This is a genomic window from Achromobacter sp. ACM04 (genome assembly GCF_014851465.1).
GTDB classification, from domain to species: domain Bacteria; phylum Pseudomonadota; class Gammaproteobacteria; order Burkholderiales; family Burkholderiaceae_B; genus Achromobacter; species Achromobacter aegrifaciens.
Map to the genome: position 1 here is coordinate 900,173 of NZ_JACUZS010000002.1, position 23,259 is coordinate 923,431.

Sequence of the window (23,259 nt, forward strand, 5' to 3'; positions counted from 1 at the left end):
CTGGACCGTGACCTTCATGTCCACCTTGGTTGGCGCGCACGAGTTGACATGCGTACTGGAGCCATCGTGAAAAAAAAGCCCCGGCGGTTTCCCGCCGGGGCCATGCCAGCTCACACCTGCTTGCTCAGTTCGAATACACCTTGATCTGATCGCTCTTCAGCACATCGGGCGTCAGGCTCTTGTCGATCCATTCCATGGACGTGTCCGACACGCCCGGAGTCACCAATTCAGCCGGGACGATGGTGATATCGGCCAGCACCTTGAACGGATACTTGTCGCTCTTCTTCGTCACACCGAACAACTGCGCTTCGAGGCCCTGGCCGTCGGCGCGCTGCATCTTCACCTCGCGGCCGTAGCCCTTGAAGGTCACGTCATGCATTGCCGCAGCCACCTGCTCGGGGCTGGGCCAGGCGCCGGCGTTATCCTTGATCGCCTTCTCGTAGCCCGCCTTCAGGCCCTGGATCGCTTGCACCATGTGATAGACCGAATAGATGGGATAGGCGCCGGTCTTGTCGTGGAACTTCTTCACGAATGCCTGGTGCTGGGGATCGTCCTTGGTTTCCGGATGCAGGAAGTAGTGGTCGCCACGCGCGCCGACATACACGCCTTCCGGCAAGGCATTGCCCAGGCGCTCAAGCGAGCTTTCTGCCAACGACAGCACGAAAGTCGAGTTCTTGAAGAGGTTGCGCTGCGAAGCCTGGCGCACGAAGTTGTCCAGGTCGCCGCCCCACGAAGTGGAAACGATGACGTCCGGGCGCAAAGCCTGCAGACGGCTGATCTCGGTGGAGAAGTCGGCCGCGCCGAACTTGGGGAACATCTCGGCCACGACCTTGACGTCTGGCTTGAACTTCTTCAGTGCGGCCAGGAAGATGTCGCGCGAATCCCGGCCCCAGGCATAGTCCTGGTTGACGATGGCGATGGTCTTGAAGTCGGGTTTGACCTTCATCAGGTACAGCACCTGGGCGACCATTTCGGTGGTGGCGTTGGCCTGGGTACGCACCACGTACTTGTACTTCTTGCCTTCCAGCGCCTTCTCGGTGCCGCAGTCCCACAGCACGTTCAGCACCTTCAGGTCTTCAGCCACCGGCGCGACGATGTTGCAATGGCCGCTGGAGATAGCCGACAGCATGACGCGCGTGCCGCCCTCGGCCAGGCGACGGTATTCAGACAGCAGCTTTTCGCCGCCGCCGCCTTCGTCGATGTAGCTGGGCACCAGCTTCACGCCGTCGATCCCGCCGTTGGCGTTGATGTCCTGGATCAGGATCTCGGCCGCATCGCGGGCCGGCACGCCGAACACGGACGCCGACCCAGACAGATAGGTCGAGATGCCGATGTTCAGTTCCTTGGGCTTGTCCGCCGCGCTTGCCAGCGCCGCCGCGCCCGACAGCAGGGTGGCGCCCAGCAGCGCCGCCAATCTAGAAGTCTTCATGGTCTTGTCTCCAGTGTTGGTATCGGGTCTATGCCCTTAGAAAACGATGGCGTCGCGCAGGCTGCCGCCGGTTGCGAGGTGATCGAACCCCTCGTTGATCTGGTCCAGCGAAAACGATTTACCCATCATGCGGTCGACCGGTAGCCGGCCCGCTTTGTACAGGTCGATGTAGCGGCTGATGTCGATGGCCGGCACGCCGGAGCCCAGGTAGCTACCCCGGATCTCGCGCTCTTCGCCCACCATCTGCGACAAGGACAGAGGAAAACTGAATTTGGGGTTGGGCAGGCCCGACGTCACGGTGGCGCCGCCACGGCGGGTCAGCTTGTAGGCGGTCTCGAACGCGGGCACCGCGCCGGCCATGTCAAAGCCATAATCCACCCGGCCGCCGGCCAGGTCATAGAGATCGTCATCGGATTTCACCTGCCTGGGATTGACGACGTGCGTCGCGCCCAGCTCCCTGGCCAGGGCAAGCTTTTCGTCGCTGAGGTCTATCGCCACGACGCGGCGCGCACCGGCGGCCACAGCAGCCAGCAGGGCGCTCAGCCCCACGCCGCCCAGGCCGACGATGGCGGCAGTATCGCCCGCCTTGATGCGGGCCCGGTTCAGCACCGCACCCGCGCCCGTCAGCACGGCGCAGCCGAACAGCGCTGCTTCGCGATGGCTGAGTTCGACGTTCACCTTGACGCAGGAACGGCGCGACACCACGGCATACTCCGCGAAGCAGGACACGCCGGTGTGATGGTTGATATATTCGTCACCGATGTGCAGGCGGCGCTCGCCGCCCAGCAATGTGCCCTTGGTGTTGGCCGCGGCGCCCGGTTCGCACAAGGCCGGCCGGCCTTCCATGCAGGGATTGCAGCAGCCGCAGCTGGGTACGAACACCATGGCCACATGGTCGCCTGGCTTCAGATCGGTTACGCCGGGGCCGGTTTCCACGACCTCGCCGGACGACTCATGGCCCAGCACGATAGGGACGCCGCGGGGCCGGTCGCCATTGATGACCGACAGGTCGGAATGGCATAGTCCGGCCGCCTTGATGCGCACCAGCACCTCGCCCGTGCCGGGCGGGTCCAGTTCGATCTCGGCAATGCTCAATGGCCGGGTCTGGGCATAGGGGCCTTCCACCCCCACTTCCCTCAACAGCGCCGCTCTGATTTTCATACGCCAGTCACTCACAAAAAGTAAGGAGAAGCGCCCGGACAGGCCGGGCGCGGCACGTCAGACCGTGCGGCCGCCGTCCACCGGGAACTCGACGCCGGTGATGAACTCGGCGGCGTCGCTGGCCAGGAACAGCGCTGCAGCAGCCACATCCGAAGGCTGGCAGAAGCGGCCCAGCGGAATGGTCGACACGAACTTGGCGCGGTTCTCGGGCGTGTCGGGCAGGCCCATGAACAGTTCGAACATGCCGGTGATGCCCATCACCGGGCAGATGGCGTTGACGCGGATGCCGTCGGGTCCCAGCTCCACCGCCATGGACTTCGACAGCACGTTGACCGCGCCTTTGGACGCGTTGTACCAGCTGAGGCCCGGACGCGGCCGGATGCCGGCGGTCGAGCCCACGTTCAGGATCACGCCGCGCTTCTGCTTGCGCATGACGGGCACCACGGCCTGCGCCATGTGGTAGATGGACTTCACGTTGATGTCGAACATGCGGTCGAACATGGCCTCGTCCACGTCCAGCATGGGTTGGTTCTTGTGGGTGATGGCGGCGTTGTTGACCACGATGTCTACGGCGCCGAACTTCTCCAGGCAGGTCCGCACCGTGTTGTCGATATCGGCGCGGCTGGACACGTCGGCCTTCACTGCCAAGGCGGCGGCGCCGACTTCGGCTGCCACGCGGTCGGCGGCCTCCTTGTTGATGTCGGCAATGACGACGCGGGCGCCTTCCTTGGCGTACAGCTTGACGATGCCTTCGCCGAAACCGCTGCCTCCGCCCGTGACGATGGCGACCTTGCCTTGCAACTGACTCATTGTTTGTCTCCGGATGGTGTGGCGATCATTCGCCGTAGTATTGGATCAGCGTCTTGGTCGTGCTCATTTCTTCCAGCGCGATGAAGCCCTTCTCGCGGCCGTGCCCGCTTTTCTTCACCCCGCCAAACGGCAGCTCCACGCCGCCGCCCGCGCCAAAGCCGTTGATGTAGACCTGGCCGCACTTGATGCCGCGCGCCACGCGTTGCTGGCGTCCGCCGTTTTCGGTCCAGACCGCGCCCAGCAGGCCGTATTCCGTTGCATTGGCCAGACGGATGGCATCGGCCTCGGTGTCGAACGGCAGTGCCACCAGCACCGGCCCGAATATCTCCTGCGTCAGCAGGTCGCTGTCATGCGTCGCAGCGCTGAAGAGCGTCGGCTTGACGAAGTAGCCGCCCTCCGGCACGCCGTCGGCGATGGCGCCCTCAGCCATCACCTTCAATCCGTCCGCCAGGCCCTTCGCGATATAGCGATTTACGCGGTCGTACTGCGCCTTGTTGACTACCGGACCGCAGGTCAGGTCCATGTCGGGCGTACCCGCGCGCACCTTGGAGAACTCCTCGGCCAACGCCTTCATGAAATCGGCGTAGATGCCCTTCTGCACCAGCAGGCGGCTGCCGGCAGTGCAGGTCTGGCCGGCGTTGTGGACAATGCCCTTGACGATGGCCGGAATGGCCAGCTTGTAGCGAGCGTCGTCGAACACGATATGCGCCGACTTGCCGCCCAGTTCCAGCACGCACTTGACTGCGTTGACGGCGGCAGCCTGCTGGATCAGCACGCCGACCTCGTTGGAGCCCGTGAAGGTGATGAAGTTGATGTCGGGATGGCGCGACAGGCTGGCGCCGGCCTCTTCGCCCAGGCCCGTCACGATGTTCAACGCACCGGCCGGGAAACCGACTTCCAGCGCCAGTTCGGCCACGCGGATGATGGACAGGCAGGCGTCTTCGGCCGGCTTGACCACGCTGGCGTTGCCCATGGCGAGCGCGGGCGCCACACTGCGGCCAAACATCTGCGCCGGATAGTTCCAGGGAATGATGTGGGCCGTGACGCCCAGCGGCTCGCGGATCAGCTGGACCGAGTAGTCCTTCTGGAAGGGAATGGTCTGGCCATGCACCTTGTCGGCCGCGCCGCCGTAGAACTCGAAGTAGCGCGCCAGCACCGTGATGTCGGCGCGCGCCGTGGACATGGGCTTGCCGGTGTCGCGCGATTCCAGCTGCGCCAGTTCCTCGTGATGCGCCAGCACGCTCTCCCCCAGGCGCAGCAGCAGCCGCCCGCGCTCCAGCGCGGTCATGCCGCCCCACTCGCCGTCCAGCGCTGCGCGCGCCGCCCGCACCGCCGCGTCCACGTCGGCCTGCTGGCCGCGCGGAATGGTGGTAAATACCTTGCCGTCTACCGGCGAAACCACCTCGATGCTGCGGCCGTCCGCGGCATCGACCTGGCGGCCGTTGATGATCATCTGCGTCATGGAATGTCTCCGTGGAATCAGTTCAGCGTGATCGAGCCGCGCTCGATCGTCCATATCTGGTCGGGGATGTCGCCGAGCAACTTGACGTTGGACTCGGTGATCACCACGCACAAGTCGGGCTGCAGCTCTTTCAGCCGCGCCAGCGCTTCGGTGTAGTCGCGCGCAAGCTTGGGCGCGAGGCCCTGGAAGGGTTCGTCCAGCATCAAGAGGCGCGTGCCCACCATGACGGCGCGCGCCAGCGCCACCATCTTGCCTTGCCCCCCGGACAGCGCTGAGCCGGAGCGTTGCAGCATGGGCTCCAGTTGCGGCACGACCTTCAGCACCGTCGTGACGCGCGCCTCGATCTCGGCCTTGGACTGGCCTTGCACTTCGCAAGGAAGGTGCAGGTTCTGCTCCACGGTCATGGTCGGGAAGATCACCCGGTCCTCGGGCGCATAGCCCACCTTCAGGGCCGCGCGCCGATGGCCGGGCAACGCGGTCAAGTCGGCGCCGTCGAAGGAGATCTTCCCGGACTTGAGCCGCGTCAGGCCCATGATGGTGCGCAAGAGCGTGGTCTTGCCCGCGCCGTTGCGGCCGACGATGCCGATGGTCTTGGAGGCTTCGAAACTGGCGCTGACGTCCCGCAGGATGCGGTTTCCGGCCAGGTCTACGTTGACGCCCGATAGGTTCAGCATGTTCTCAGGCCCCCAGCACTTCGCTTTTGATCTGCGCGTTGTTCAAGACTTCATCGGGCGTGCCGTCCGCGGCCACCTTGCCCGAGATCCAGGCCGCCACGCGCGTGGCATAGCGCGACACGATGTCCACGTCGTGCTCGACGAACCAGCTGGTCACGCGCCGCTCATCCAGCGCATGCATCACGGTTTCCATCAGGCCGAACTTGTCCTCGGATGCGACGCCGCTGGTGGGCTCGTCCATGATCAGAAGCTTGGGCCGCAAGGCCAGCGCCATGGCCACGTCCAGCAGCTTGCGCTTGCCTTCGGGCAGCCCGATGGAGATCTCCTCGGCCTCGGGCAGCAGGCCTACCAGATCCAGCGTGGCATCGACTTCCTTTTCGTCGATGGTGCTTTCCAGCGAACGGAACCAGCTCAGCTCCTTGTTGCGCCGTGCCGCGGCGATCTGCACGCACTGGCGCACAGTGTGCTCGGTGAACAGCTGCGGCAGCTGGAACGAGCGACCCAGGCCCAGCCGCACGATCTTGCGCGGCGCCATCGCCGTGACGTCGCGGCCATCGAAATAGACCTTGCCCTTGGACGGCGCCAGATAGCCCGTGCAGATGTTGATGAAGGTGGTCTTGCCCGCGCCGTTCTGCCCGATCACGGCCAGGCGCTCGCCCTCGTGCAGCTCGAAATTGATGTTGTCGGCGGCCACCACGCCGCCGAAGGCCAGGTACAGGTCTTTGGTTTGAATGAGGGGTTTCATTTTCAGTTCCTCACCGGGATCCGGGCTGGGGCCTGCGCGCGGGTCTGCTCGCGCCGCTGCGCTGCCGCGCGTTTCATGATCTGCCCGACGAAGCCGGTGGGAAACATGAAGATCACCAGGATAAGGGTCAGGCCCAGCAGGAACTGCCAAAGGCCCGGGAAGTAGGCGGCCGAGATCAGCTTCACGGATTCGAATCCCACTGCGCCCAGGAAAGCGCCCGCCGCATGGCCGGCGCCGCCCAGGATGGTGATGAAGACGAATTCGCCCGAGCGCAGCCAGGAGCCGATTTCCGGTGTGACCAGTCCTTGCATCAGCGCCAGGATGGCGCCCGAGAAACCGACCACCACGGCCGACAGCAGGTAGCCCTTCCACATGATGAAGTAGGCGGAAAAGCCGAGATACTCCAGGCGCGTTTCGTTGGTCTTGATCGCCGACAGGGCCTGGCCGCTGCCGGATCGGAAATAGCGCTGCACCCACCACGCCAGGACGAGGGAGAGGACCAGCGTCAGCACCAGCAGCGCACGCTCGAACGATTCCCGCTCCATGACGAAGCCCGCCATCGCCGGCCGCACGATGCGCAAGCCGTCGGAACCGCCCGTCAAGGTGTAGAGCTTGCCCAGAAGCGCGAACAGCACCATGCTCAGGGCGAGGTTGAGCATGCCGAAGAAGATGCCGCGGTAGCGCACCACGAACAGGCCGATGACCACCGCCGCGAGGAAGCTGGCCAGCACGCCGGCCAGGATCAGCGTCAACGCGTCCGCGCCTGGCACGGCGCGCGCCAGGAAGGCCACCGTGTAGGCCGAGATGCAGGAGTACATCGCGTGGCCGAAGGAAATCTGCCCGGCGCGGGCCATCACCGATACGCCCAGCGCCGCGATGGCGTAGGTCAGCCCGATGACGATGGGCGTGATGGTCCAGGAATACGTGTAGCCAAGGAATAGCGTAAGCAGCGCGGCCAACAGGCTGAGGACGGGAACTTTCATCAGATCGTCCTCGCTTGCGCCACGGTGAACAGGCCATGCGGCCGGATGATGAGCACCAGCACCATGATGATGTACGGCACTGCCACCTCGAGTTCCGGCGCGGCATAGACGGCGATGGCGCGGATCACGCCGATCAGCAGCGCCGCGATCAGCGCGCCCGTGATTTGGCCGAGGCCGGCGGTGGCGACCACCGCGAACGACAGCACGGTCATGTCGGTGCCCGCGCCCGGCACGAGCGAAGTGGTCGGCGCTGCCATGGCGCCGCCCAGCGCGCCCAGAATGGTGGCTATCACGAAGGTGACGTAGCCGATCTTCTTGGCGTTGATGCCCAGCGAGGTCGCGACCTCGCGGTTGTGCGTGGTGGCCACGGTCTGCTTGCCCAGCTTGGTGTGGCGCAGGAAGAATTCCAGGCACACGTAGGCCAGCAGCGCGGTCGCCGGAACCACCACCAGTTGATAAGTGGTGTAGGTGATGTCGCCGATCTCGATGTTGCCCAGCCTGTTGACCACTTCGCTGGCGCTGTAGGGTTGCGCGCCCCACAGCATGCGCTGGATGTCCTCCAGCATGAGGAAGGCGCCAAACGTGAGCAGCAGCTTCAGGATGGGATCGTAGTTCTGGGCGCGACGGATCAGCAGGAACTCCATGATGCTGCCCAGCGCCAGCCCGACCGCGACGGCGGCCACGAACAGCGCCGCGAACAGCAGGATGGGAGAGTCCGTCTTGGGCGCCAGGAACATGACGAAGCTGGCGGCGGCATAGCCCCCGAACGCGTAGAAGGCCCCATGGGCGACGTTCAGGATGCCCATCACGCCAAACACCAGGGTTAACCCCATTGATACCAGGAACAGCAGACTGGCGTACGCCACGCCGTCCACCAAGGCGAGAGGCAGTAGATCCAAGGTCAAGCGTTTTCTCCCAAAGCGCTGTGCACCTGCCGCGCCCGCGAATCCGTTGCCCTGCAACATCGATCGCAAGCCTGGCTGTGCGGGCCGTCGCCCTGGCGCGCGCGGCGCGCCCATGTCTCGTTATCAACCTTTCCGAGTCCGCCCCGCGATGCACCGCGGACAGGCCGGAAGGCCCTTTTCCGGCTGGTTTCCCTGCATTCTTCCGATGCCGTCGAAACCCGCCTGTTAATGGCTTTGAAGTATAGGTATGCGCCTTTTCAGCGACTATTTATCTTTGTGCAAGCCCGGCTTCGCGGACGATAGAGTGCCGCGTATTCAAGGAGCTGCAGCCGCCATAGCGGCCAGCGGCGCGCGGGTCTGGTAGTCGGGGATGATGCGTATCGTCTGTTCCCCGGGCACCTGCACATAACGGCCTAGTCCATCGGGTGCCAGCGCGCCTACTTCCAGGCTCGCCAGCGTGCCACCGGACGCGTCCAGGACGTCGATACGCAGTTGCGGCGGCGCCAGGCCATAGGGCTGGTCCGGCTGCGGGGCCAGCACGCGGTCGCTGCGGGCCTGCGAAAACAGCGCCACGAACTCCCCGGCATCGAAACCGCCAGCTGTCGCCGCTGATTCCGCTGCCCAGCCTTGCGCGCCGCGCCGCAGCCTCAGCGTGCCGTCGGGCGCGGTCAGGACCACCTGTACGGCATCGGCCGGGCTCCAGGCATAGAGCCGCGCGGGCTTGCCGGAGTCGTCGTGCAGATGGGTATGGCCGCCACGGCGCTGCGGCGACTCGGTTGCCTCCCGCCATTGCCATAGCGACAGGCCGATGCCTGCGGCCAGGAGCAGCGACCATCCGGTACGCGCGACGTTCATCGGCGCCTCCACCACATCAGCAGTCCGGCCATCAGCGCCAGCAGGGGCAAGGCCACCGTGCTGGTCCAGAAGACCGCGCGCATCTGGCGGTTGGTCAGCTCGACCCGGCGGTTCTCGTAATGCCGGGGCCGTATCGTCAGCAAGGCGTCCTCGCCCGCCAACAGGGATACCGCGTTGGTGAAGAGCGGGCCGTTGCCGAGGGTGGCGAAATGGCGGTTGGTCGCGAAATCGCTGTCCCCCGCCACCAGCAGCATGGGCAGCGCGGCGCCGTCCGCGCCCTGGGCGTTGCGCGTGGCCAAGGCCATCAGCGCGTAGCGCGCGGCGGACCGGCCGGGCAGCAGCGCCTGGTCGGAGGTCTGCGCCAGCGGCGTCACCACCACCCCGCGGGGCAGGCTGTCGCCTGCGGGTTCCAGGCCGGCCGCGCCTGGGAAGAAGCTCAAGGGCAGGCCGCGCGTCAGCTTGTGCCGCGTGTAATCGCTGACGGCCGGACTGCCGGGATCGTTGCGGTAGTGGCTGGCCGGGTCCGCCAGCGCGCCCGCCGGACGCGCGATGCCGAAGTCGCCGAGCAAGGCATCCAGGCCGTGGACCGAATCCGGCTCCAGCAGCAAGAGCGTCTTGCCGCCCGCGGCCGTCCATTCACGCAGCGCCTGCGCATCGCTCGCGCCGAACGGCGTACGCGGACCGGCGGCCACCACCACCGAGCATTGCGGCAGCGCTTGCGCCAGGCTGCCCGCGTTCACGCCGCGCGTAGCGAAGCCCAATGTGCGCAGCGCGTTGCGCGCCATCGCCATGCCATGCTGCTCATGCACCTCGACCCGGGCCACCAGATTCTCATCGCCGTCATGCTCTTCCAGGTCGTCCAACGAGGTCAGGCTGTCCAACGCGGGTTCGCGATGCCCTTGCGTGAAGCAGACGGTCTGCGCGCCACGTTGGCTGATACGGATCAGCGCATTGGTGAAATCTGTCTCGGTGCCGCCGTTGATCGTCATGCGGCGTTCGCCTGCGGCCAGCACGGCGCTGCCGGCGAACTGGATGCCGGCCTCGCGCGCCTCGGCCGGGCGCAGCGCGGGATCCACGCCGCGCACCTGGATCAGCGGATTGGCGCGCTGGTACTGGCGCAGCAGCTCCAGCGCGTCGACCATGCTTTTGTTGCGCAGGTCGTAGAACCAGGTGACCTCGACGGGCTGGTTGATACGGCGCGCCACCTCGATGCTTTCGGGAGCCAGGCTGTACAGGCGTTGGGCGGTCAGGTCCAGGCGCCCCAGATGGCGCGATGCCCATAGGTTCAGCGCCAGCAGCAGCGCCGCCACGGCCATCACCGGCAGCCATAACGCCAGGCGCTTTATGGCGCGGCGCGGAGCGTCGGGTTTCATCTCAGCCTCCAGCGCTTGAGGTTGACCGCGGCCACCATCAAGGCCAGCAGCGTCAGGCTGGCCAAAGTCAGCGTGGCCGGGCCTGGCAGCACGCCGCGGATGAAGTCCACGTGCTGCGCCGACAGCGACAGGGCCTGGAAGAACGGTGATAGCGCGGGAAAGGCGTCCAGCGCGGCGGGATAGTCGATGAACCACAGCAGCACGAGGAGTCCCCAGGTGGCGCTGGCCGCCACGATCTGATTGGTGCAGGCGCTGGACATCGCGATGCCGATAGCCAGGAACAGCGCGCCGTACAGGAACACGCCGATGTAGCCGCCGACGATGGGCCCATAGTCCGGCTGTCCGTACCAGGCCAGAGGCAGCACCGCGGACGCGGTGCCCGCCAGCATCAGCGCCAGCACGGTCAATCCGGCCGCGTACTTGGCCGCGACCAAGGTGAAGTCCGGCAGCGGCAAGGTCAGCAGCAGCTCCAGCGTGCCCTGCCGCGCTTCTTCCGCGAAGGCCCGCATGCTGACCAGCGGCATCACCAGGATCAGCAGAATGGTCATGTTGTGAAAGGCGGTCACCATCTGCCCCGTGCTGACGAAGAACAGGTTGAAGCTGAACAGATAGCCCGACAGTGCCCAGAACACCGCCACCACCGCCAGCGCCACGGGGGAGCCGAAGTCGGTGCGCAGTTCCTTGCGGTACAGGGCGAGAAAGCTCCTCATGCGCGCCTCCGCAGTTGCGGGTCGTTGGGCGCCAGCGCGGCCAACAGGCGGGCCTCGACGGCGTCGTGCATGGACAGCACCGCGCGCACTTCCGCATGCGCCAGCACGATACGCAGCACGACGTCGCAGCTCGCCTCGCCGCCCTCTTGGCGGTCCCAGCCTATGCGCCATTTGCTATGGTCCGCGTCGACCGGCTCGGCGTCGACGCCCTTGACTCCGGGGCAAGCAAGCAGGGCCGCGCGCAGGGCCGCGTGCCGCGCCTGGGGCAACCTCAGGCTCAGCTGCAGCGCGGCCGGCGTCTCGCCCAGCGCCGCATCCTCCACCAGTCGTCCCTGGCGCAGGATGGCGATGCGGGTGCACAGGGCCTCCACTTCCTGCATCAGATGGCTGCTGAACACCACGGCGCGTCCCTGCGCGCAGCGCCGTATCATGGCGCGCGCTTCGACGATCTGCACCGGATCCAGTCCGTTGGTGGCCTCGTCCAGCAACAGCACGGGCGGGTCGTTCAGCACGGCCTGCGCCAGACCGACGCGCTGGCGCTGTCCCTTGGACAGCCGGCCTATGTTGGACCGCGTCAGGCCCTGCAGATCGAACCCTTCGATGGCCCGCTCTGTCGCCTGGCGCCGGGCGCGCGCGCCGCCCTCGACCTTGACGCCGGCAACGAACTCCAGGTACTGCGACACCGTCAGCGCGTCATACAGCGGCGCGCGCTCGGGCAGATAGCCGATGTCGGCGTTGCCGCGCCCCGCGGCCGGCAGACGGCCGCGGATCGTGATGCGGCCGCTATCGGGCGCGTAGAAGCCCGCCATCAGGCGCAAGGTGGTGGTCTTGCCGCTGCCGTTCGGACCCAGCAGGCCCACGATTTCCCCTGGCCCCACGCTGAGGCTCAGGGAATGCAGGACCTGGCGCGGCCCGAACGACTTGCAGACTTCATGCAAGGCGACTACCGGCTGCATGGCGCTTCCTCAGTCGAAGACCTTGGTCTTGGCGTTCTGCGCGTGCTGCTCCGCATCGTGGCTGTACCAGAGCTGTCCCTGGCGCGCGTCGCGGATCTGCTTGAGCCGGTCGATGGCCAGCATGGAAGCGGCCGTGTTCCAGGTGATGCCCGGAATCACGCCGGCTTCGTTCTCGCCCGTGTAGATGGCGTCCGCCGCCAGCAGCACCGTGCCCGTGTTCTTCAGCTTGACCTGCAGGGACTGGTGGCCCTGGGTATGGCCCTTGGTGTCCAGCAGCACGATGCTGCCGTCGCCGAACAGGTCGAAATCCCCTTCCACCTGGATGAAGTCGTAGTCGCGCGTGGTATCGAAGTCCTTCATGACATAGGCCGCGCGCTGGAATTTCTCCGGCCACCATGCGGCCCGCAACTCCGCCTTCTGCACCACGTGGCGCGCCTTGGGGAACATCTTGATGTTGCCTGCATGGTCCAGGTGGAAGTGCGAATACACCACGTACTTGACGTCGTTCACGTCAAAGCCGGCGGCCTTGAGTTGGCGGTCCACCACTTCGTCGCGCCCCTGGATGGAGTTGAACGCGCCGCACAGGCCCTGCCCCCAGTAATTGGCGCAGTTGCCGTCGGCCGTGGCCTGGTTCATGCCGGTATCGAACAAGACCAGTCCGCGCGGGTGCTGGATCACGTAGGCCGGCACGGGAATCTTGATCTTGGTGCCCACGTCCACCATGGCGGTCATGAAGCCCTTGTCCAGCTCGATCTTGCCCACGGACAATTGCATCAGTTTGATGTCCGGCGGCGCGTCGGCCGCGTGGACCCACCCTCCCGCCATGACGGCGGCCGCGCCCAACAGCGCTTTCCAACTCTTGCTCATTGTTGTCTCCTCGGACCAACAGGGAGCCGCTGCCGGACGGCAACGGCCGGTCAGCCGGCGCCCGGTGTTTCCCCGGGCTCTCGGCTGGTGTGCAAAAGGCAGGCAATCTTCTGTGTGCGGGCATCGCGACCGCCGCGCTCGGCGGCGCGACGGGCAACGGCGTCTGGCGGCCGTTTCATGATGCAGAACTCTGACGCAAGCCCCCGAGTCTGCCTATTGAGAAATGCTTAAGCATGGTTTCGGCGGGCCCAAAGTGGCGGGAATCCCTAATGGCCGACAGGGCGGCACGATTGCCGCCCTGTCGGCGTAGCGGTCTCAAGCCGCCAGCGTTTCCCGCGCCGGCGCGCGGTACTGCTCCCACAGCCCGGCTTCCCGCGCGCGCGCCCGTTCGACGTTCTGCTCCTTGACATGGCCATAGCCACGGATCGTGTCAGGCAGCGCGGCCAGTTCCAGCGCCGTGGCGTGATTGGCCGCGTCCAGCGTGCGGGAGAACTCCTCGGCCAGCGCCAGGTAGTCGGCCGCCAGTTGTCGCTCCATGCGGCGTTCGGCGGTCTTGCCGAACACGTCCAGCCAGGTGCCGCGCCACCGCTTCATGGGCGCCAGCGCGCGAAACGCCAGTCCCATCCACGAACCGTAGGCGCGCTTCTGCAGGCGCCCGCGCGCGTCGCGGCGCGCCAGCGCGGGTGGCGCCAAGTGATAGCGCAGCTGGTAGTCGCGGCCGGGTTCTCCTTCGAACTGCTCGCGCAGCCGGGCCTTGAAGGCCGGATCCACGTACAGGCGCGCCACCTCGTACTCGTCCTTGTAAGTCATGAGTTTGGCGAGGTTTCGCGCGACCGCCTGCGTGACCTCGAAACGCTGCGGATCCGCCAGCGCGGCTTCGCGCGCCCGCACCGCTGCCACCGCATCCAGGAAGCGCGCGGCGTAGGCCTCGTCCTGATAGGCGCGTACGTGTTGCGCCAGCCGCTGGATCTGGCCGTCCAGGGACTCCGGCAAGGCCATCACCTGCGCCCGCGGCGCCGGCTTGAGCGCGGCGGCGCCATGATGCGCGGCTTGCCGGCCCAGTTCAAAGGCGGCCAGGTTCTTTTCGACCGAGACGCCGTTCAGCTCGATGGCGCGCCGCAGGCTGTCCAGCGCCAGCGGCAGGCCGCCCTGCTGCCAGGCATAGCCCAGCAGCAGCGGATTGGCGTAGATGGTGTCGCCGAGCAGGGCCTCGGCCAGCGGGCCGGCCTCGATGAAATCGCAGTTGTCGCCCGTGCTGCGCGCCAGCGCGGCTTCGGCTTGCGCGCCGGGGAAGCGCCAGCTCGGCTGCGACAGGAAGGCTGCCGTCGGCGCGGCGCTGCTGTTCACGACGGCGCGGCCATGGTCCGGGCGCAGGCGCGACAGCACTTCGGGCGACGCCGACACCAGCGCGTCACAGCCGATGACCAGGTCGGCCTCGCCCAGCGCCACGCGCGTGGCATGCAGGTCCGCGGGGCGATTGGCCAGCTGCACGTGGCTGAGCACGGCGCCGCCTTTCTGCGCCAGCCCGGCCATGTCCAGCACGGTCACGCCCTTGCCTTCAAGATGCGCGGCCGCGCCCAGCAGCGCGCCTATGGTCACGACGCCGGTTCCGCCCACGCCCGCGATCACCACGCGGTAGGCCCCAAGCGGACGGATCCCTGCCAGGTCGGGCTGCGGCGGTTCGGCCAACGCGGGGAGATCCCTGCCCGTGCCCGGCTTGCGCAGCGTCGCGCCTTCCGCCGTGACGAAGCTGGGGCAAAAGCCCTCCACGCAGGAAAAGTCCTTGTTGCAGGACGACTGGTTGATGCGGCGTTTCGTGCCCAGCGGCGTATCCAGCGGCTCGACCGACAGGCAATTGGATTGCACCGAGCAGTCGCCGCAACCTTCGCAGACCGACTCGTTGATGAAGGCGCGGCGCGGCGGATCGGGATACTCGCCGCGCTTGCGGCGACGGCGCTTCTCGGTGGCGCAGGTCTGGTCGTAGATCAGCACCGTCGTGCCAGCGATGTCGCGCAAGGCGCGCTGCACGTCGTCGAGCGCCTTGCGGTGGTGCACCTCCACGCCCTGCGGCAACGCGGTAGCGCCGGCGTACTTTTCCGGCTCGTCGGTCACCACCACGGTCTTGACCACGCCTTCGGCCTGCATCTGGGCGGCGATCTGCGGCACCGTGAGCACGCCATCCACCGGCTGCCCGCCCGTCATCGCGACGGCGTCGTTGTAGAGAATCTTGTAGGTGATGCTGGCGTGCGCGGCGACTGCCGCGCGTATGGCCAGCAACCCCGAATGGAAATAGGTGCCGTCGCCCAGGTTGGCGAAGATGTGACGCTCAGCGGTGAAATCCTTCTGCCCCAGCCAGGCGACGCCCTCGCCGCCCATCTGGCTGAAGGTGTCGGTCTTGCGGTCCATCCACATCGCCATGTAATGGCAACCTATGCCGGCCACGGCGCGCGAGCCTTCGGGCACGCGGGTGGAGGTGTTGTGCGGACAGCCGGAACAGAACCAGGGTTTGCGCTCTTCCACCAGCGTGGGACGGGAAGCCTCGCGCTCCTTGGCGTCGATGACAGCCAGCCGCGCCGCGATGCGCGCTCTCAGCGCATCCGACAGGTCGGCCTTTTCCAGCCGCGCGGCGATGGCGCGGGCGATCAGCGCGGGCGACAGCTCGTGACGCGCGGGCAGCAGCCAGCCGCCGCGCGGCGTGGACCATTCGCCGCCGCCGTTGTCGCGTTCGTCGAACTTGCCGTAGACGCGTGGCCGTACATCGTCGCGCCAGTTGTAGAGTTCTTCCTTCAGCGCGTATTCCAGGATCTGGCGCTTTTCCTCCACCACCAGGATCTCTTTCAGGCCGGTGGCGAACTCGCGCGCATCCTGCGCGTCCAGCGGCCAGATGCAGCCCACCTTCAGCACGCGTATGCCGGCCTCGCTACAGGCCGCCTCGTCCAGGCCCAGGTCGTTGAGCGCCTGGCGCACGTCCAGATACGCCTTGCCCGCGGTCATGATGCCGAAATGCGCTTGCGGGGAATCCAGCACCACGCGGTTCAGCTTGTTGGCGCGCACATAGGCCAGCGCCGCATACCACTTGTGGTCCAGCAGCCGCGCCTCCTGCGCCAGCGGCGTGTCGGGCCAGCGGATGTTCAGACCGCCTTCGGGCAAGACGTCTTCGGGCAGCACCACCTGCACCCGGTCCGGATCCACTTCCACCGAAGCGCTGGACTCGACCACGTCGGTCACGCATTTCATCGCCACCCACAGGCCGGTGTAGCGGCTCATGGCCCAGCCATGCAGGCCGTAGTCCAGGTACTCCTGCACGTTGGACGGATACAGCACTGGGATGCCGCTGGCGATCAGCACGTGCTCGGACTGGTGCGCCACCGACGAGGACTTGGCGGCATGGTCGTCGCCCGCCAGCATCAGCACGCCGCCATGCGCCGAACTGCCGGCGGAATTGGCATGCTTGAGTACGTCCACCGACCGGTCCACGCCCGGCCCCTTGCCGTACCACATGCCGAATACGCCGTCGCGCGCCGCCCCCGGAAACAGGTTCAGCTGCTGCGAGCCCCATACCGCCGTGGCGGCCAAGTCTTCGTTCACGCCGGGCTGGAACACCACGTCGTTGGCCTGCAGGTGGCGCTTGGCCTTCCACAGGGCCTGGTCCAGCCCGCCCAGCGGCGAGCCGCGGTAGCCAGAGATGTAGCCGCCGGTGTTCAGGCCGGCCTGCAGGTCGCGCTGCTTTTGTAACAGCGGCAGCCGCACCAGGGCCTGGGTGCCACTCAGATAGATGCGCCCGTGGCTGCGGGTGTACTTGTCGTCCAGCGTCAGGCCATGGGTATCGGCCGCGCCTGCGGAAAGGGGGGTGTCCACGCTTGTCTCCTGCGTTCCGGTTCTTGGTGTTTTGCCGCAGTGTAGGAAGCAGGCTGGTTATCGTATATTCATATATTCAGGTATCAGGTATGCGCTAAACAGATGGCTAACGATGTCACCCTGCGCCAACTGCGCTACTTCGCGGCTGCCGCCCGGACCGGCCGGTTTTCCATGGCCGCCGCCGACGAGCATGTCTCCCAATCCGCGGTCACCAACGCCGTCCTGGCGCTGGAGGCGCAACTGGGCGTGCGGCTGTTCGACCGCCATCCGCATGGCGTCACCCTGACGCCCGAAGGGCATAACTTCCACCAGCGGGCGCGTGAAGTGCTCGACTCGCTGGACGACGCCCTGCGTGAACCCGGCTTCCAGCGCTATGCGCTGCGCGGCGCAGTGAGGATCGCCGCGTCCTACACGGTGCTGGGCTACTTCCTGCCCGACCTGCTGGCGCGCTTCCGGCGGCGCTATCCCGACGTGGAGCTGGACCTTGTCGACCTCGACCGGCCCGAGATCGAAGCCGCCGTAACCTGCGGCGAGGTCGAGCTGGGCGTGGCGCTGCTGTCCAACGTGGAACGGCGCGAGCGCTTCGGCCACCAGGTGCTGGTACGCTCGCGGCGGCAGCTATGGACCGCGTCCGGCCATCCGCTGGCGCAGGCATCGGCGCCGTCGCTGGCCGACATTGCCGGCTATCCCTACATCCTGTTGGAAATGGACGAAGGCGAACGCTCCGCGCTGGCCTACTGGCGCGCCCACGGCCTGCAGCCCGACATCGCCTTCCGCACGCGCTCGATGGAGGCGCTTCGCGGGCTGGTTGCGCATGGCTTCGGCGTCACGATGCTGTCGGACATGGTCTACCGTCCGTGGTCGCTGGAGGGCCGCAAGATCGAGGCCGTACCCATTACCGATGCCGTCCCGCCCATGGAGGCCGGGCTGCTGTGGCATCCGCAAGCGCGGCTGGCCAAGCCCGCCGAAGCCTTCCGCCAGTTCATGATCTACGCCTGCGGCGTCTAGCGCCGCAGCACGCCTGGCCGCTATACCAGGATCGCGCCCTTGCGGCGCGTGAACTGGGCCAGGGAACGCAGGGCCAATGCATGCATGGCAGCCACCGACGGCAGCAGCGTTTCTTCCTTGCGGGTCAGCACGCCGACGATGCGCTCGACCGTGGGTTCGGCCAGCGGCACGAAGGCCAGTCCGGTCGCGGCGGCCGGCCGCGCCAGCACCGGCAGCACCGTCACGCCCAGCCCGCTGACCACGCTGGCCAGGAGCGACGCGCGGTTCGACACCACCATGAACGGGTCCTCGATGGCGCTGCCCAGTTGCCGGTTCTTCAGCGTGTCGAAGGTGGCATTGCCTATCAGGCGCTCGCCCGCCAACGCCGACCAGGGCACGGGGCCGCGCCGCCGCGCCAGCGGATGGCTCTTGCGGCACACCAGGCCAAACGCGTCGCGCGCCACCGGCGCGAATGCCACTTCCGCCGTGCGCGGCACCTGCCCTGCCACCCCTACCTGGATCTCGCCGCCAAGCACCAGCCGGTGCACATCCTGCGAGGACTCGTCGACGGCGCGGATGCGGATCGCGGGGTGGCTGCGCGCATAGCGCTCCAGCAAACGCGGCAGCCACTCGTCGGCCAGCGACGGCATCACCGCCAGCGATACCGGTCCCTGGCTGCCCAGGCCGAACTGACGCGCCGCGTCCAGCACCCGGTCGTGGGTGGACAGCAGTTCGCGGAACAGCGGGGCCACGGCTATACCCAGGGGCGTGAGCTGCGCGCGCTTGCCGGGTTCGAACAGCGGCGCGCCCAGCTGCTGCTCAAGATCCTGCATGGCCGCCGACACGGCCGCCTGCGAACGGAATGTGCCTTCGGCCGCCAGACGGAAACTGCCGTGGTCGGCCGCCAACAGAAACTGGCGCAGATGCTGGATCTTCAAGGGCGCGGACATGGCTTCAGGGCTGCTGAAAATTCGGATTTTCCAAAATTAACTTGAGTTAATTTGGATTGTCAAAACTCCGCCTTGCCTTCAACAATGGCCGCGTCTTTCATTCCTACAGGTACTGGAGCAGCGGTTATGTCTTTGCAAGTGCGCAAGGTAGTCAGCTATGTGGAAAAAACCCTGATCGAAGGCGGTCGCGCCGCCGAGCGCCCGCTGGTGATGGTCATCGCCGCGGCCGTGATCCGCAATCCCTGGGCCGGCCAGCCGTTCCAGGAAGACCTGCGGCCCAAGATTCTGGAAGCCGCGCCGCCGCTGGGCGAGCTGCTGGTCGCGGAAATCCTGCGTCAGGCCGGCTCGGCCGACCAGGTTGAAGCCTATGGCAAGGCCGCGGTCGTGGGCACGGCCGGCGAAGTCGAACACGCCTCGGCGCTGATCCACACCCTGCGCTTCGGCAACGCCTATCGCGGCGCGGTTGGCGGCACCAGCTACCTGAGCTTCACCAATATGCGCGGCGGCCCCGGCTGCGTGATCACCGTGCCGCTGATGCACAAGCTCGACGAAGGCCTGCGCTCGCACTATCTGACCGTGCAGACAACCATCAACGACGCGCCCGCCCCCGACGAAATCGTGATCGCCCTGGGCGCGGCGACCTCGGGCCGTCCGCATCATCGGATCGGCAACCGCTATTCCGACCTGCAGGAACTGGAACGCGAGGCGCAGGCCAAATGAGCGCGCATTTTCGCCGTTCGGGCCGCGGCGTACCGCTAGTGCTGCTGCATGGCGTCGGCCTGGACCACACCTTGTGGGACGATCTGGCGCCGCTGCTGGAGCCGCATTTCGAGGTGCTGCGCTACGACATGCTGGGCCATGGCCGCGCCCCCGCCGTCGCCGATGGAGTGACGGTGCAGGACTACATCGCGCAGCTGGACGCGGAACTGGATCGCGCCGGCTGGCAAAGCGCCAATCTGCTGGGCTATTCCATGGGCGGCCTGATCGCGGGCGCCTATGCCGCCGCACGCCCGCAACGCGTCACGCGCCTGGCCTTGCTGAGCACGGTGTTCCGCCGCAGCGCGGACGAAACGCGCGCCGTGCTGGCGCGGCTGGAAGCAGCTGCCACGCAGGATCCCGCAGCCGCGGCCCAGGTCTCGCTGCAGCGCTGGTTCACGCCCGCGTTCCAGGCCCGGCGTCCCGAGCGCGTGGCCAGCATCGGCCAGCGCCTGCTGGACAACGACCGCGCCAGCTTCCTGGCCGCTTACCGCGTGTTCGCGCAGGGCGACCCGATCCTGGCGCAGGCCGCGCCAGACATCGCCTGTCCCGCGCTGGCGCTGACCGGCGAACTGGACGTCGGCTCGACCCCGCGCATGACACGGGAACTGGCCGAAGCGCTGCCCCATGCGCAGGCGCAGGTGGTGCCAGGCCAGCGACACATGCTGCCGGTGGAGGAACCGGCCATCGTGGCGGCGGCGCTGCATGGATTTTTTCTGCCGGCTGCCGGCGCGCCAAGCGCGGCCTAGCCCGCGTAGAGTGGATATGGAGACAAACAATATGAACCGCAGAACCATCCTGAAGAACATGGCGGCCCTGGCGCTCACGCCGCTGGGCGCCGCGCTCGGCGGCGCTGCCAGCGCGCGCGAAGCCCCTTTGCGCGTCATCGTGCCCTTCCCGCCCGGCGGCGGCACCGACGTGCTGGGCCGAGTGATCGCCGCCACGCTGGAAGGCGCGCTGGACCGCCCGGTGGTGGTTGAGAACAAGCCCGGCGCCAGCGGCATGCTGGGCGCCGACTACACCGCCAACGGCGCCAAGGACGGCAGCGTGCTGCTGTTTGCCGGCCTGGTGCCGTCGGTGCGCTACTACGCCAAGCCGCCCGAGGACGTGCTCAAGCAACTGGCGCCGGTCTGCCCGATTGCGCGTTCGCCCTACATGGTGGCGGTCAATGCGGACCTGCCTGCCAAGACCCTGGGCGAACTCGTCGCCCAGGCCAAGCGCGAGCCCAAGGGGCTGACCTTCGGCTCCCCCGGCAACGCCACGCCGCAACATCTGGCCACCGAATTGCTGCAGGCCGCCTGCGGCATCGACATGCTGCACGTGCCGTACCGCGGCACGGGCCCGATGATGACGGACTTGCTGGGCGGACAGATCCAGGTGGTGGTCGCCACCGTGGCGGCGGTGGAACCGTATCTGCAAGGCGGACGCCTGCGCGTGCTGGCCGTGACCAGCCCGGAACGCCTGCCCAAGTACCCCGACATTCCCACGGTGGCGGAAGGCGGTTACCCCGGCTTCTCGGCGCAGATCCAGTTCGGCACCTATTGCGCGGCCGGCACTCCGGAAGCCGCCATCGCGGCGCTGAACCAGGGCATCAACCGCGCGTTGCAGACCGAGACGGTGCGCGCCAAACTGGGCGAACAGGGCTTCCAGCCCACCGGCGGCACGCCCGCTCAACTGCAACAGGCGCTGCTGGCGGAGATCCGCGACGTGGCGGGGCTGGTGCAGGCCGGCAAGGTCAAGGTCGACCTGTAGCGTCCCCCATACGTCCCGATGCTGGATAACCAGCATTTACAGGCGTGTCGTCCTCTGTGCATGCTGGCCGTTGATCCGGCGCAGATCGGGCGCAACATGGAGACGACATGCCTAGTCAGGAATCCCTGCACTCCGCCCATATCCGCGAGATCGAACAAGTCGGCCAGGGCCGCCCCACCCAGCGCGACGCGCACGTGGTCAGCAGCTGGCTGCGCTGCCTGGACCAGTACCGGCTGGATCCCGCCCAGGCCTGCGAGGCCTATATCGTGCCGGATGGCCGGCTGCGCGAACACCGCCAGCAGTCCGAAGCGCTGATTTCCATTGCGCGTTCCGGCCTGGACCATCTGTTCCGCCAGGTCGCCGGCCAGAACTACGTGCTGCTGCTGGCCGACCGCCAGGGCGTCACCGTGGAATTCCTGGGCGACGCGCAGCAGACCGCCAGCCTGCGCAAGGCCGGACTGTATCTGGGGTCGGAATGGTCGGAGCGCCGCGCCGGCACCTGCGCCGTCGGCGCCTGCCTGGAAAGCGGCGAAGCCCTTACCATCCACCAGACCGACCACTTCGACAACACCCACACGCCCCTGTCCTGCACTGCCGCCCCCATCTACAACGCCGACGGCGAACTCGCGGCCGTGCTGGACATCTCGCTGCTGAGCTCGCCCATCCTGAAAGCCAGCCAGAACCTGGCGCTGCACCTGGTCACCAGCACCACGCGGCGCATCGAGATGGCCAATCTGATGGCGCGCACCAGCAACGAATGGGTGCTGCGCTTCGCGCGCTCGCCGGAATTCCTGGACGTGGACCCGGAGGCCGCGATATCGCTGGACGGCTCCGGCCGCATCCTGGGCATGACGCATACCGGCGCCAAGCTGCTGGCGCGCGCCGCCGGCCTGGACTGGCGCAATCCCGCCGGCCTGATCGGCCAGCCCGTCACCCGTTTCTTCGACGTGCAGCTCGATGACCTGCCGCGCTACACCCGCGCCCATGCGCCGCAGCAACGCCTGATCGCGGCCCGCGACGGCAACGCGCTGTTCGCGCACGCCATCGAACCCAACCGGCACGCGCGCGGAACCTCGGTCGCCGTGCGCGGCGCGCCGTCCGCGCTGCGCGGTCTGGATGGCGGCGATGCTCGCATGGCGGCCATGCTGACGCGCGCAGCCAAACTGGCCCGGCAGGGGCTGCCCCTCCTGCTGCAAGGCGAAACCGGAGTCGGCAAGGAATACCTGGCCCGCGCCATCCACGACAGCAGCCAGCGCGCCGGGCGCTTTGTCGCCGTGAATTGCGCGGCAATTCCCGAATCGCTGATCGAAAGCGAGCTGTTCGGCTACCTGCCCGGCGCCTACACCGGCGCGGCGGCCAAGGGCCGCAAGGGCCTGATCGAGGAATCCGACGGCGGCACCCTGTTCCTGGACGAGATCGGCGACATGCCGCTGGCGCTGCAAAGCCGCCTCTTGCGCGTGCTGGCCGAATCCGAGGTCACGCCCATCGGCGCCAACGCCCCGCGCGCCGTGCGCCTGTGCCTGGTGTCGGCCTCGCACCGCGACCTGGCCGCCCTGGTGCGCGAGGGGCGCTTCCGCGAAGACCTCTATTACCGCATCAATGCCGCCACGCTGACCGTGCCGCCGCTGCGCGAACGTGCGGACCTGGAATGGCTCATCGCCCGCCTGCTGGCGCGCCACCAGGACGAGTCCGGCGCCCCCGTGCTGGCGCCCGCCGCGCTGATGGCGTTGAAGGCGCATGCCTGGCCCGGCAATATCCGTGAACTCGCCAACGCCATCGCGGTCGCCGCCGCGCTGTGCGAGAACGGCGTGATCGAACCCGCCGACCTGCCCGACGCACTGGCGCCCGCGGCGGCCGCCGCCAGCCCCGCAGAGGCGGCCTTGCGCGCCATGCTGGCCAGTTGCGGCGGCAACGTCTCCGAAGCGGCGCGGCGCCTGGGCGTGGACCGCTCCACCGTGCATCGCCAGATGCGGCGCCACGGCGTCTCCTCGCGCTCCTGAGGCCCACGGCCGGGCGCCACACCCTT

Annotated in this window: 20 protein-coding genes; 5 read left to right on the plus strand and 15 right to left on the minus strand. The window is 67.3% G+C overall.

Features of this window, described 5'->3' with window-relative positions:
* Positions 1 to 124: 124 nt before the first annotated feature.
* The 14 genes from IB259_RS14925 to IB259_RS14990 form a co-directional block, all read right to left on the minus strand.
* On the minus strand, positions 125 to 1,429 hold the full coding sequence (locus tag IB259_RS14925; protein WP_054452060.1) for an ABC transporter substrate-binding protein: 1,305 nt from the start codon (positions 1,427 to 1,429) through the stop codon (positions 125 to 127).
* 36 nt (positions 1,430 to 1,465) lie between these two features.
* The gene (locus tag IB259_RS14930) at positions 1,466 to 2,590 is read right to left on the minus strand and encodes a zinc-dependent alcohol dehydrogenase family protein (RefSeq protein WP_125470160.1); all 1,125 of its coding nucleotides are present in this window, start codon (positions 2,588 to 2,590) and stop codon (positions 1,466 to 1,468) included.
* A 57-nt stretch (positions 2,591 to 2,647) separates the two neighbouring features.
* On the minus strand, positions 2,648 to 3,400 hold the full coding sequence (locus IB259_RS14935) for a glucose 1-dehydrogenase (RefSeq protein WP_192329406.1): 753 nt from the start codon (positions 3,398 to 3,400) through the stop codon (positions 2,648 to 2,650).
* A gap of 25 nt (positions 3,401 to 3,425) precedes the next feature.
* Positions 3,426 to 4,862, minus strand: coding sequence for an aldehyde dehydrogenase family protein (locus IB259_RS14940; protein WP_119450368.1), 1,437 nt, complete (start codon positions 4,860 to 4,862; stop codon positions 3,426 to 3,428).
* Positions 4,863 to 4,879: 17 nt separating this feature from the next.
* The gene (locus tag IB259_RS14945; RefSeq protein WP_192329407.1) at positions 4,880 to 5,536 is read right to left on the minus strand and encodes an ABC transporter ATP-binding protein; all 657 of its coding nucleotides are present in this window, start codon (positions 5,534 to 5,536) and stop codon (positions 4,880 to 4,882) included.
* Positions 5,537 to 5,540: 4 nt separating this feature from the next.
* Positions 5,541 to 6,281, minus strand: a complete 741-nt coding sequence (locus tag IB259_RS14950; RefSeq protein WP_054452065.1) for an ABC transporter ATP-binding protein — start codon at positions 6,279 to 6,281, stop codon at positions 5,541 to 5,543.
* 2 nt (positions 6,282 to 6,283) lie between these two features.
* The gene (locus IB259_RS14955; protein WP_054452066.1) at positions 6,284 to 7,264 is read right to left on the minus strand and encodes a branched-chain amino acid ABC transporter permease; all 981 of its coding nucleotides are present in this window, start codon (positions 7,262 to 7,264) and stop codon (positions 6,284 to 6,286) included.
* The gene (locus IB259_RS14960) at positions 7,264 to 8,169 is read right to left on the minus strand and encodes a branched-chain amino acid ABC transporter permease (protein WP_054452067.1); all 906 of its coding nucleotides are present in this window, start codon (positions 8,167 to 8,169) and stop codon (positions 7,264 to 7,266) included. Before IB259_RS14960 ends, IB259_RS14955 begins: the two co-directional genes overlap by 1 nt.
* 315 nt (positions 8,170 to 8,484) lie before the next feature.
* Positions 8,485 to 9,024: an electron transporter SenC gene (locus tag IB259_RS14965; protein ID WP_082400813.1), complete on the minus strand. Its 540-nt coding sequence runs from the start codon at positions 9,022 to 9,024 to the stop codon at positions 8,485 to 8,487.
* The gene (locus tag IB259_RS14970; RefSeq protein WP_192329408.1) at positions 9,021 to 10,397 is read right to left on the minus strand and encodes a GldG family protein; all 1,377 of its coding nucleotides are present in this window, start codon (positions 10,395 to 10,397) and stop codon (positions 9,021 to 9,023) included. The genes IB259_RS14965 and IB259_RS14970 overlap by 4 nt, the downstream gene beginning before the upstream one ends.
* Positions 10,394 to 11,107, minus strand: a complete 714-nt coding sequence (locus IB259_RS14975) for an ABC transporter permease (protein ID WP_119450371.1) — start codon at positions 11,105 to 11,107, stop codon at positions 10,394 to 10,396. Before IB259_RS14975 ends, IB259_RS14970 begins: the two co-directional genes overlap by 4 nt.
* Positions 11,104 to 12,063, minus strand: a complete 960-nt coding sequence (locus tag IB259_RS14980; RefSeq protein ID WP_054452071.1) for an ABC transporter ATP-binding protein — start codon at positions 12,061 to 12,063, stop codon at positions 11,104 to 11,106. The genes IB259_RS14975 and IB259_RS14980 overlap by 4 nt, the downstream gene beginning before the upstream one ends.
* Before the next feature lie 9 nt (positions 12,064 to 12,072).
* Positions 12,073 to 12,930: an N-acyl homoserine lactonase family protein gene (locus IB259_RS14985; RefSeq protein ID WP_054452072.1), complete on the minus strand. Its 858-nt coding sequence runs from the start codon at positions 12,928 to 12,930 to the stop codon at positions 12,073 to 12,075.
* A 315-nt stretch (positions 12,931 to 13,245) separates the two neighbouring features.
* On the minus strand, positions 13,246 to 16,788 hold the full coding sequence (locus IB259_RS14990; protein ID WP_192329409.1) for an indolepyruvate ferredoxin oxidoreductase family protein: 3,543 nt from the start codon (positions 16,786 to 16,788) through the stop codon (positions 13,246 to 13,248).
* Positions 16,789 to 16,890: 102 nt separating this feature from the next.
* On the opposite strand from IB259_RS14990, the gene IB259_RS14995 reads away from it, so the two are divergent.
* The gene (locus IB259_RS14995) at positions 16,891 to 17,796 is read left to right on the plus strand and encodes a LysR substrate-binding domain-containing protein (RefSeq protein WP_125470169.1); all 906 of its coding nucleotides are present in this window, start codon (positions 16,891 to 16,893) and stop codon (positions 17,794 to 17,796) included.
* 20 nt (positions 17,797 to 17,816) lie between these two features.
* Here IB259_RS14995 and IB259_RS15000 read toward each other — a convergent pair whose 3' ends face one another.
* A complete protein-coding gene (locus tag IB259_RS15000) occupies positions 17,817 to 18,725 on the minus strand; it encodes a LysR family transcriptional regulator (protein ID WP_119450374.1) in 909 nt (302 codons plus the stop codon).
* 126 nt (positions 18,726 to 18,851) lie between these two features.
* Between IB259_RS15000 and IB259_RS15005 the strand changes: the two genes are divergently transcribed.
* The 4 genes from IB259_RS15005 to IB259_RS15020 all read left to right on the plus strand — a co-directional run bounded on the left by IB259_RS15005 (position 18,852) and on the right by IB259_RS15020 (position 23,233).
* Positions 18,852 to 19,445, plus strand: a complete 594-nt coding sequence (locus IB259_RS15005; protein ID WP_054452076.1) for an amino acid synthesis family protein — start codon at positions 18,852 to 18,854, stop codon at positions 19,443 to 19,445.
* A complete protein-coding gene (locus IB259_RS15010) occupies positions 19,442 to 20,230 on the plus strand; it encodes an alpha/beta fold hydrolase (RefSeq protein WP_054452077.1) in 789 nt (262 codons plus the stop codon). Before IB259_RS15005 ends, IB259_RS15010 begins: the two co-directional genes overlap by 4 nt.
* Positions 20,231 to 20,261: 31 nt before the next feature.
* Positions 20,262 to 21,233, plus strand: coding sequence for a tripartite tricarboxylate transporter substrate binding protein (locus IB259_RS15015; protein ID WP_054452078.1), 972 nt, complete (start codon positions 20,262 to 20,264; stop codon positions 21,231 to 21,233).
* A gap of 107 nt (positions 21,234 to 21,340) precedes the next feature.
* The gene (locus IB259_RS15020) at positions 21,341 to 23,233 is read left to right on the plus strand and encodes a sigma-54-dependent Fis family transcriptional regulator (RefSeq protein WP_192329410.1); all 1,893 of its coding nucleotides are present in this window, start codon (positions 21,341 to 21,343) and stop codon (positions 23,231 to 23,233) included.
* The last annotated feature ends 26 nt before the right edge of the window (positions 23,234 to 23,259 follow it).